Consider the following 9,004-nt stretch of genomic DNA (forward strand, 5'->3'; position numbering starts at 1 on the left):
CTCCTCCAGATGCGCAAGGGGGCTGGTGCGCAGCGCCACCGGGCCGGACTCGGTCAACTCAGCCATCTCGCTTGGTCCCTTCGGGGTCGTACAGGACGAAGTCGGTCACCTCGACGGGCACCAGGTCCTCGCCCACCGGGGCGAGCAGGGTCTCGCCGATCCTTGCCCGCCCGTCGGCGACAAGGGCGAGGGCGAACGGGCGGCCGAGGGCCGGGCTGTGGTAGCTGGAGGTGACGTGGCCGAGCATCGGCACGGGCACCGTCTCCAAAGCGACGTCCGGCGCGACCAGTTGGGTGCCCTCGGGCAGCCGGGTCGTGCGGTCGCTCGGCAGCAGTCCGACCAGTTGCTTGCGGTCGGTTCGGGCGGTGTCGGCGCGGGAGTAGGACCGCTTGCCGATGAAGTCCTTCTGCTTCGAGACCACCCAGGACATGCCCGCGTCCTGCGGAGTGACGGTCCCGTCCGTGTCCTGGCCGACGATGATGTAGCCCTTCTCGGCCCGCAGGACGTGCATGGTCTCGGTGCCGTACGGGGTGATGTCGTACGGTCGGCCGATCGCGTACACCTCCTCCCACACCGCGAGCCCGTACCACGCCGAGACGTTGATCTCGTAGGCCAGTTCACCGGAGAAGGAGATCCGGCAGATGCGGGCCGGGATGCCGGAGGCCAGCGTGGTCTCGCGGAAGGCCATGAACGGGAAGGCCTCGTTGGACAGGTCGACGTCGGGCGCGAGATGGGCGACGACCTCGCGGGACTGCGGACCGACGACGGCGATCGTCGCCCACTGCTCGGTCACCGACGTGCAGCGGACGTCCAGTTCGGGCCACTCCGTCTGCAGCCACTCCTCCAGCCAGTCCAGGACCCCGGCGGCGCCGCCGGTCGTGGTGGTCATGAAGTAGCGGTCGTCGTCGAGGCGCAGGGTCACACCGTCGTCGAAGATCATCCCGTCGGGCTTGCACATCACGCCGTAACGGGCCATGCCGGGCTTCAGCTTCTTGAACGCGTTCGTGTAGACGCGGTTGAGGAACTCGCCGGCGTCCACGCCCCGGATCTCGATCTTGCCGAGGGTGGAGGCGTCCATGAACGCCACCCCCTCCCGGGCCGCCCGGCACTCGCGGGCCACGGCCGTGTCCATGTCCTCGCCGGGCCCGGGGTAGTAGCGCGGCCGCTTCCACTGCCCGACGTCCTCGAAGACCGCTCCTTGAGCGACATGCCAGCTGTGGACAGAGGTGGTCCGCTCCGGGTCGAACAGCTCGCCGCGCTCACGACCGGCCAGCGCGGCGAAAGCGATCGGCGTGTACGGCGCCCGGTAGGCCGTGGTGCCGATCTCTCCCAGTGAACCGCCGAGGGCCTCGGCGATCACCCCGATGGCGTTGACGCCGGACGTCTTGCCCTGGTCGTTCGCCGTGCCGAGCGAGGTGTAGCGCTTGACGTGCTCGACGCCGCGCATACCGGCGCCGGTGGACCGCCAGACGTCGGCGACGGTGACGTCGCGCTGGAGGTCGACGAAGTGGGAGTCCCAGGAGCCGGGTTCGCCGTCGAGGCCGGGGACCAGCCACAGCGCGCGCACCGGGCCCGAGCCTCGGGTCTCGCTCGACGGTGGCACGGCAACCGGGAACCCGGCCTCCGTCGCGGCCAGGGCACCGGCCCGCGCCCCTTCGGCAAGACAGCCGTCGAAGTCGTACGTCCCACGCGCCGCACCCGCGACCTGCTGGTCCCGTACGGAGCCGTCGGGGACGAAGGCGACCAGATCCTCGTCCCAGCGCAACCGCCCCTGACGCTGGCTGTGCAGATGCACCACCGGGCTCCACCCGCCCGAAACGGCGAGCAGATCACAGTGGAACGACTCCGACTCGCCGGTGAGTCGACCGGCGTCGTCCAGGGCACGGACGGCGACATCGCTGACCCGGCCGTCGCCCGCGGCGCAGACCACCGCACTGCCCGTCAGCACCCGCACCCCGGTCGCCACGGCGACCTCGGCTGCCCGCTGCGACAGCTCCGGGCGCGCGTCCACGACGGCCGCGATGTCGATCCCGGCGGCGTGGAGAGCGGCGACCGTGTCGTACGCACTGTCGTTGTTCGTGCTCACCACGGCCCGCGATCCCACAGCCACGGCGTACCGGTTGAGATAGGTGCGCACGGCCCCGGCGAGCATCACCCCGGGCAGGTCGTTGCCGGCGAACACCAGCGGACGCTCGTGAGCGCCGGTCGCCAGGACCACCTGCCGGGCCCGGATGTGCCAGAGCCGCTGGCGGGAGACGCCTTCGGGGGCGTCGGCTCCGAGGTGGTCGGTGCGCCGTTGGAGGGCCAGTACGTAGTTGTCGTCGTACGACCCGAAGGCCGTGGTGCGTTGCAGGACTACGACGTCGGGGGCGGCGTCGAGTGCCGCGCGGACGTCGGCGACCCATTTGAGGTCGGCCCCTGTACCGGAGAGCAACGAACCGCCCGGCTCGGGCTGGTCGTCGACGAGGATCACGCGAGCGCCGGAGCCGGCGGCAGCGGCGGCGGCCGCGAGCCCGGCCGGTCCGGCGCCGACGACCAGGACGTCGGTGTGAGCGTACTTCTTGTCGTAGACGGCGAGGTCGGGAGTCGGGTCGAGCCGGCCCATCCCGGACAGCGTCGTGGCGGACAGGCCCTCGTACAGCTCCACTGCCGTCGCGGGCAGCATGCCCTCCGAGCACGAACCGTCGACCTGCAACAGGGCGTTGGGCTCCTCGACACCGGCGGCGACGATGCCGCGCGGGCGGCCGCGGTAGAGCGACGGCGCGACCTCGACGAGCCCGTTCGCGAGCATCGCCGAGGCGACGGTGTCCCCGGGGTGCCCGGTCAACTCCCGCCCGTCGACGGTGAACCGCAGCACGCGGTCACGGTCGATACGGCCCCCTTGCCGCCGCCGGAATCGCTGGTCGGTCATCGGTTGCCACCTCCGGCCTGGGGCAGTTCGGGTCGGGGCTCGTCGAGCCGATAGGCGGCGAGCACCTCGTAGGTCACTGTGTCGCGCAGGACGTTGAACCAGCGGCGGCAGCCGATGCTGTGCATCCACCGCTCGGCGAAGGGGCCCTTGGGGTTGTCGCGGTAGAAGACGTACTCGGCCCACTGCTCGTCCGTGAGGTCGGCGGGGGACTCGGGATAGGGGACGTGGGCCTGTCCGCCGTAGTGGTACTCGGTCTCGTCGCGGGGGCCGCACCATGGGCAGCTGATCAGCAGCACGGTGTCCTTCTCTCAACAAGCTTTCAGTGGGCCACGGCTGCTGCGCCGTGCTCGTCGATCAGCGCGCCCGTCGCGAAACGTTCGAGGGCGAAGGGGGCGTTCAGCGGATGCGGTTCACCCGTGGCGATGGTGTGCGCGAAGGTCCAGCCGGCCGCCGGCGTGGCCTTGAAACCACCGGTTCCCCAGCCGCAGTTGACGTAGAGGTTCTCGACCGGCGTGGTGCCGATGATCGGGGAGGCGTCCGGGGAGACGTCGACGATGCCGCCCCAGGTCCGCAGCACATGCGCGCGGGCGAAGACGGGGAACAGCTCGACGGCGGCGGCCATCTGCTGCTCGATCACGTGGAAGGAGCCGCGCTGCCCGTAGCCGTTGTAGGAGTCGACGCCCGCGCCCATCACCAACTCGCCCTTGTGTGCCTGGGACACATAGACGTGCACGTGATTCGACATGACGACCGTCGGATGCACCGGCTCGTGCAGCTCGGAAACCAGCGCCTGCAGCGGATGCGACTGCACCGGCAGCCGTACGCCCGCCCGTTCGGCCAGCACGCTGCTGTGCCCGGCGGACGCGAGCCCGACGCGCCCGGCGAGGATGCGGCCCCGGTTGGTCTCGACGCCCACGACCCGGTTGCCGTCCTTGAGGAAACCGGTGACCTCGCAGCCCTGGATCAGGTCCACGCCCAGCTCGTCGGCGCGGCGGGCCAGCGCCCAGGCGACGTGGTCGTGTTTGGCGATGCCGGCGCGCGGCTGGAAGGTGCCGCCGAGGACCGGATACCGGGTACGCGAGGAGACGTTCAGGATGGGGCAGACCTTGGCGACCTCGTCCGGTTCGAGCCATTCGGCGTCAACTCCGTTGAGGCGGTTGGCGTTGACGCGGCGCACGCCCTCGCGGACGTCCTGGAGGGTATGGGCGAGGTTGAGGACACCGCGCTGGCTGAACAGGAAGTCGTAGTCCAGCTCCTCCGGGAGCCCCTCCCACAGCTTCAGCGCGTACTCGTAGATCGCGGCGCTCTCGTCCCACAGGTAGTTCGAGCGGATGATCGTGGTGTTGCGGGCCATGTTGCCGCCGGCCAGCCAGCCCTTCTCCAGGACGGCGACGTTGGTGATGCCGTGGTTCTTGGCGAGATAGTAGGCGGTCGCCAGGCCGTGGCCGCCCGCGCCGACGATGACGACGTCGTACGAGGAGCGCGGCTCGGGGTTGCGCCACAGGAAGTCCGGGTGCTCCGGCAGCGGCTCGGCGGTCATGCCGCGTCTCCGATCAGGTGCGGGTAGAGAGGGAACGCGGCGGCGAGCTTCTCGACCCGTGCGCGCAGTTCGTCGTCGGGCCGCTCGCCCTTCAGGGCCTCGGCGATGATGTCGGCGACCTCCCGGAACTCCGCCTCGCCGAAGCCGCGGGTGGCGAGGGCCGGGGTGCCGATCCGCAGCCCCGAGGAGACCATCGGCGGGCGGGGGTCGAACGGCACCGCGTTGCGGTTGACGGTGATGCCGATGCGGTGCAGCCGGTCCTCGGCCTGCTGACCGTCCAGCGAGGAGTTCCGCAGGTCGACCAGGACCAGGTGGACCTCGGTGCCGCCGGTCAGCACGGTGATCCCGGCCTCGGCGACATCGTCGGCCAGCAGCCGGCCGGCGAGGATACGGGCGCCGTCCAGGGTGCGCTGCTGGCGCTCCCTGAACTCCTCGCCCGCCGCCACCTTGAAGGCCACCGCCTTCGCCGCGATGACATGCTCCAGCGGGCCGCCCTGCTGGCCCGGGAAGACCGCCGAGTTGATCTTCTTGGCCAGGCCTGCCCGGCTCAGGATCACGCCGCCGCGCGGGCCGCCGAGGGTCTTGTGCGTGGTGGTCGTGACGACGTCGGCGTACGGCACCGGGTTCGGGTGCAGGCCCGCGGCCACCAGCCCGGCGAAGTGCGCCATGTCCACCATCAGATACGCGCCCACCGCGTCGGCGATCCGCCGGAACGCGGCGAAGTCCAGCCGCCGGGGGTAGGCCGACCAACCGGCGACGATCAGCTTCGGCCGGTGGGCCAGGGCGAGCTGCTCGACCTCGTCCATGTCGATGCGCAGGTCCGACTCGCGCACGTGGTACGGCACGACGTTGTAGAGCTTGCCGGAGTAGTTGATGCGCATCCCGTGGGTCAGATGACCGCCGTGCGCCAGGTCGAGGCCGAGGATCGTGTCGCCGGGGTCGAGCAGCGCGAACATCGCGGCCGCGTTGGCCTGGGCGCCCGAGTGCGGCTGCACGTTCGCGGCCTCCGCGCCGAACAGCTCCTTCACCCGGGCGATGGCCAACTGCTCTATGACATCGACGTGTTCGCAGCCGCCGTAGTAGCGGCGGCCCGGGTAGCCCTCGGCGTACTTGTTGGTCAGGACCGAGCCCTGGGCCTCCATGACGGCGGCCGGGGCGAAGTTCTCCGAGGCGATCATCTCGAGCGTGGACTGCTGCCGGTGCAGTTCGGCGGCGACCGCGGTCGCGACGTCCGGGTCGAGTTCGCCGAGCGGGAGAGACAGGGAAGAGGTGGACGTGGTGATCGACGGGTTCGCTGCCATCTGTGCACCATCCTGGGAGCCAACTAAAGAGCAACTGATATATCAGACTCTGCGGTACGGTATGGGAGCTCGCCGGACAGGTCAAGGGGGCCTCATGCAGAACGTGGCGACCGAGCCCAGAGGTGAGGAACTGTCCCTCGCCGAGCGGGCCTACCGCGCCATCCGCGACCGGCTCGTCATGCTCGAGATCCGTCCGGGCGCGCCGATCAACGAGGACCAGCTGGGGCAGTCCCTCGGCGTCGGACGGACGCCGGTGCGCGAGGCGCTGAAACGGCTCCAGTACGAGCGGCTCATCACGACCTACCCCCGACGCGGCACCTTCGCGACCGAGGTCAACATCACCGACCTGGCCCACATCTCCGAGGTGCGCCTGGAACTGGAACCCCTGGCCGCAGCCCAGGCCGCACGCCGCGCCACGGCCACGGACCGGGCGTCCCTGACGGCCCTGCGGCGGGAGCTGGAGAGCGTGCGTCCCCGTGGGCGCGAAGCCCGCGAGCTGATGCACCTGGACCTCCAGGTCCACCGCGCCATCTACGCCGCCACGCACAATCCGTACCTGGAGGACACCCTCGTCCGCCACGACAACCTGGCGACCCGTATCTGGTGCCTGTTCGTCGACCGGCTGTCCGACATGGCCGGCCACGTCGAGGAGCACGGACCGTTGGTCGAGGCGATCGTCGCGGGTGACGCCGATCAGTCGGCGCAGCTCGCCCGTAGCCACGTCGAAGGCTTCGAGCGGGCCATTCGCGAGGCCATCTGAGACGCCGGCCGAGCCGGGTCTCGGCTCGCTGAGAAGTCGGTGCGCGACGCCTCGCGGTTGCCCGGGGCGCATGCGGGGCCTGCCCGCCAAGGTGGTCCACAGGTGCGGGGCGACGTCGTCGTCGGGCAGCTGGGCGATCACGTAGCGGACGCAGTGTTCGATCATGACCGCCACAATCGGGCCGCCTCGTTCCCGTCCGCGTTGCACAACGCGTCGTGGACCGCCGCGTCCTCGTTCCGGATGCCGCACGACGGCCTCGGCACCGGCTTCACATTCCGGTGAATGACGTCGAGTTGATCTGCCTACCTTCAACTCCGCGACGCCACCATGCTCAGCGAGTTGGCGACGACGATGGCGCCGATGCTCGCCCACTCCGGTGCGCCCAGGCCCTGGCCCAGGCCGACCCAGCCGACCAGGGCCGCGAGGACCGGGTTGACGCTCATGAACAGGCCGAACGCCCGGGGCGGGACATGCCGGAGGGTGAACAGGTCCGCGAGATACGGCACGGCCGAGGACAGGACCCCTGCGGCGATCGCGCAGGCGACGGCGCCGGCCGTGGGCGGGTGCCGTACCGCGACGGCGATGCCGATGGGCAGGAACATCACGGCCGAGATGCCCGCCGCGGCCGCCGCCCCCTGCGCTCCGGGGACACGTCGGCCGACGGTGCGGTTGAGCAGGATGTACGACGCCCAGCAGGCGGCCGCCAACAGGCCCAGGCCCATGCCGACGTAGTCGGCCGAGGGCTGCGGGCGCATCAGCGTGACGACACCGGCCGCGGCGATCATCGCGCAGCACACGTCCATACGGCGGCGCGAGGTCGCCAGGGCGATGGTGAGCGGGCCGAGGAACTCCAGGGTCACCGCCAGGCCCAGCCCGACGCGGTCGATCGCCGAGTACAGGGAGAGGTTCATGGTGCCGAACACCAGGGCCAGCAGCATCACCGGCCACCACTGAGCCCACGTGAACGAACGCAGCCGCGGCCTGCCGACGGCGATCAGGACGAGGGCGGCGACGTACTGGCGCACGGCGACGACACCGGCGGGGCCCAGGACGGGGAAGGCGAGGGAGCCGATCGCGGCGCCGGTCTGGTTCGACAGGCCACTGCCGATCATCGTGGCCACGCCGGCCAGCCGTCCGCCGGTCCGCTCGGAGGGCTCCAGCGGGGTCAGGGGCGTCGGCGCGGGTGCGGGTCGGGTGCGCATACGCCGATCGTGCGACCGCTCGATCCTTGCGCAAAATGCGTTCGGTTCACCATCTATACGCTTGAGTCATGGATGTGGAGCTGAAGCAGTTGCGCTGTCTCGTCGCGATCGTCGACGAGGGCACCTTCACCGACGCCGCCATCGCCCTCGGCGTCTCCCAGGCCGCCGTCTCCCGTTCGCTGGCCTCGCTCGAGCGGGCCCTGGGTGTCCGGCTGCTGCGGCGGACCTCCCGCGAGGTGACCCCGACCGGGACCGGGCTGCGCGTCCTTGCGCACGCCCGCCGGGTGCTCGGCGAGGTGGACGACCTGGTCCGGGAGGCGACCTCCGGGTACGCCCGCCTGCGGATGGGCTACGCCTGGGCCGCGCTCGGCCGGCACACCCCGGCCTTCCAGCGCCGCTGGGCCGCGGCCCACCCCGGGACCGACCTTCAGCTCGTGCGCGTCAACTCGTCCACCGCGGGGCTCGCCGAGGGAGCCTGCGACCTGTCGGTCGTGCGCCGGGGTGTGGACGACCGGCGGTTCGACTCCGCCATCGTGGGGCTGGAGCGGCGGCTGTGCGCGGTCGCCGCCGACGACCCGCTGGCCCGGCGCCGCTCGGTCCGGCTGGCCGACCTCAGCGGACGTACCCTCGTCGTCGACCGGCGCACCGGCACCACGACCACCGACCTGTGGCCGCCCGACTCACGTCCGGCGATCGAGGAGACGCACGACGTCGACGACTGGCTCACGGTGATCTCCACCGGCCGCTGCGTCGGCATGACGGCCGAGGCCACCGCCCACCAGTACCCGCGCCCCGGCGTCGTCTACCGGCCCGTCCGGGACGCCGAACCCATCGCCGTACGGCTGGCCTGGTGGCGTGAGGACCCGCATCCCGCAGCACAGGCGGCGATAGAGCTGCTCACGGCCTTGTACCGGGGTGACTGACGCGATGGCATGGGGGCGGGAAGGGCCCTATCCACTTCTCGCGGATCCTGATTGCGCGGTGCACGGCTGTCAGCCGCTTCTCCGCGTCGGTCTGGGTCCTTCCCGTCCCCTCCAGCACACCACGGCCGCAGCGGGTGCGCCAGGCCCGTTCGCCGAGTAAGGGGTCACGAGGGTGACAATACGGGCGGGACGGGTACCCATGAGCGGATCCCGCCGGTCGCGGGTGAACCGTCGAGTGGAGGTGGGGAGGCCGTGCGCCTCGCGATCCATGGTGCCGACCCGGCCGTCGTGCGGCATCCGGAACGAGGACGCGGCGGTCCACGACGCGTTGTGCAACGCGGACGGGAACGAGGCGGCCCGATTGTGG

The 9,004-nt window shown here is 71.1% G+C and carries 8 protein-coding genes; 3 read left to right on the forward strand and 5 right to left on the reverse strand.

Going from position 1 to position 9,004, the window contains the following annotated elements:
- Positions 1-58: 58 nt before the first annotated feature.
- Genes EAO75_RS05540 through glyA form a run of 4 tightly spaced genes read right to left on the reverse strand, consistent with a single transcriptional unit; the run spans position 59 to position 5,752 of the window.
- Positions 59-2,911: a sarcosine oxidase subunit alpha family protein gene (locus EAO75_RS05540; RefSeq protein ID WP_147993843.1), complete on the reverse strand. Its 2,853-nt coding sequence runs from the start codon at positions 2,909-2,911 to the stop codon at positions 59-61.
- Positions 2,908-3,207 carry a sarcosine oxidase subunit delta gene (locus tag EAO75_RS05545; protein ID WP_147993844.1) on the reverse strand — a complete coding sequence of 100 codons (300 nt, stop codon included), beginning with the start codon at positions 3,205-3,207 and terminating at the stop codon, positions 2,908-2,910. The genes EAO75_RS05540 and EAO75_RS05545 overlap by 4 nt, the downstream gene beginning before the upstream one ends.
- A 23-nt stretch (positions 3,208-3,230) precedes the next feature.
- On the reverse strand, positions 3,231-4,451 hold the full coding sequence (locus EAO75_RS05550; RefSeq protein ID WP_147993845.1) for a sarcosine oxidase subunit beta family protein: 1,221 nt from the start codon (positions 4,449-4,451) through the stop codon (positions 3,231-3,233).
- On the reverse strand, positions 4,448-5,752 hold the full coding sequence (gene glyA, locus EAO75_RS05555; RefSeq protein ID WP_147993846.1) for a serine hydroxymethyltransferase: 1,305 nt from the start codon (positions 5,750-5,752) through the stop codon (positions 4,448-4,450). Before glyA ends, EAO75_RS05550 begins: the two co-directional genes overlap by 4 nt.
- 94 nt (positions 5,753-5,846) lie before the next feature.
- Between glyA and EAO75_RS05560 the strand changes: the two genes are divergently transcribed.
- Together EAO75_RS05560 and EAO75_RS05565 are read left to right on the forward strand one after the other, a co-directional pair.
- Positions 5,847-6,512: a GntR family transcriptional regulator gene (locus tag EAO75_RS05560; RefSeq protein WP_147993847.1), complete on the forward strand. Its 666-nt coding sequence runs from the start codon at positions 5,847-5,849 to the stop codon at positions 6,510-6,512.
- A gap of 102 nt (positions 6,513-6,614) precedes the next feature.
- Positions 6,615-6,794: a hypothetical protein gene (locus EAO75_RS05565; protein ID WP_147993848.1), complete on the forward strand. Its 180-nt coding sequence runs from the start codon at positions 6,615-6,617 to the stop codon at positions 6,792-6,794.
- A 26-nt stretch (positions 6,795-6,820) separates the two neighbouring features.
- Here EAO75_RS05565 and EAO75_RS05570 read toward each other — a convergent pair whose 3' ends face one another.
- Positions 6,821-7,714: an EamA family transporter gene (locus tag EAO75_RS05570; RefSeq protein ID WP_147993849.1), complete on the reverse strand. Its 894-nt coding sequence runs from the start codon at positions 7,712-7,714 to the stop codon at positions 6,821-6,823.
- A gap of 68 nt (positions 7,715-7,782) precedes the next feature.
- Here EAO75_RS05570 and EAO75_RS05575 point away from each other — a divergent pair, with 68 nt between their 5' ends.
- Complete coding sequence (locus EAO75_RS05575) at positions 7,783-8,637, forward strand: LysR family transcriptional regulator (protein WP_147993850.1); 855 nt, start codon at positions 7,783-7,785, stop codon at positions 8,635-8,637.
- Positions 8,638-9,004: the final 367 nt, after the last annotated feature.

Source organism: Streptomyces sp. UW30 (genome assembly GCF_008042075.1).
In the GTDB taxonomy this organism is placed as follows: domain Bacteria; phylum Actinomycetota; class Actinomycetes; order Streptomycetales; family Streptomycetaceae; genus Streptomyces.

Coding starts and splice junctions, on each gene's coding strand:
- EAO75_RS05540 (WP_147993843.1), bottom strand. CDS start 2,911: ATGACCGACCAGCGATTCCGGCGGCGGCAAGGGGGCCGTATCGACCGT.
- EAO75_RS05550 (WP_147993845.1), bottom strand. CDS start 4,451: ATGACCGCCGAGCCGCTGCCGGAGCACCCGGACTTCCTGTGGCGCAAC.
- glyA (WP_147993846.1), bottom strand. CDS start 5,752: ATGGCAGCGAACCCGTCGATCACCACGTCCACCTCTTCCCTGTCTCTC.
- EAO75_RS05560 (WP_147993847.1), top strand. CDS start 5,847: ATGCAGAACGTGGCGACCGAGCCCAGAGGTGAGGAACTGTCCCTCGCC.
- EAO75_RS05570 (WP_147993849.1), bottom strand. CDS start 7,714: ATGCGCACCCGACCCGCACCCGCGCCGACGCCCCTGACCCCGCTGGAG.
- EAO75_RS05575 (WP_147993850.1), top strand. CDS start 7,783: ATGGATGTGGAGCTGAAGCAGTTGCGCTGTCTCGTCGCGATCGTCGAC.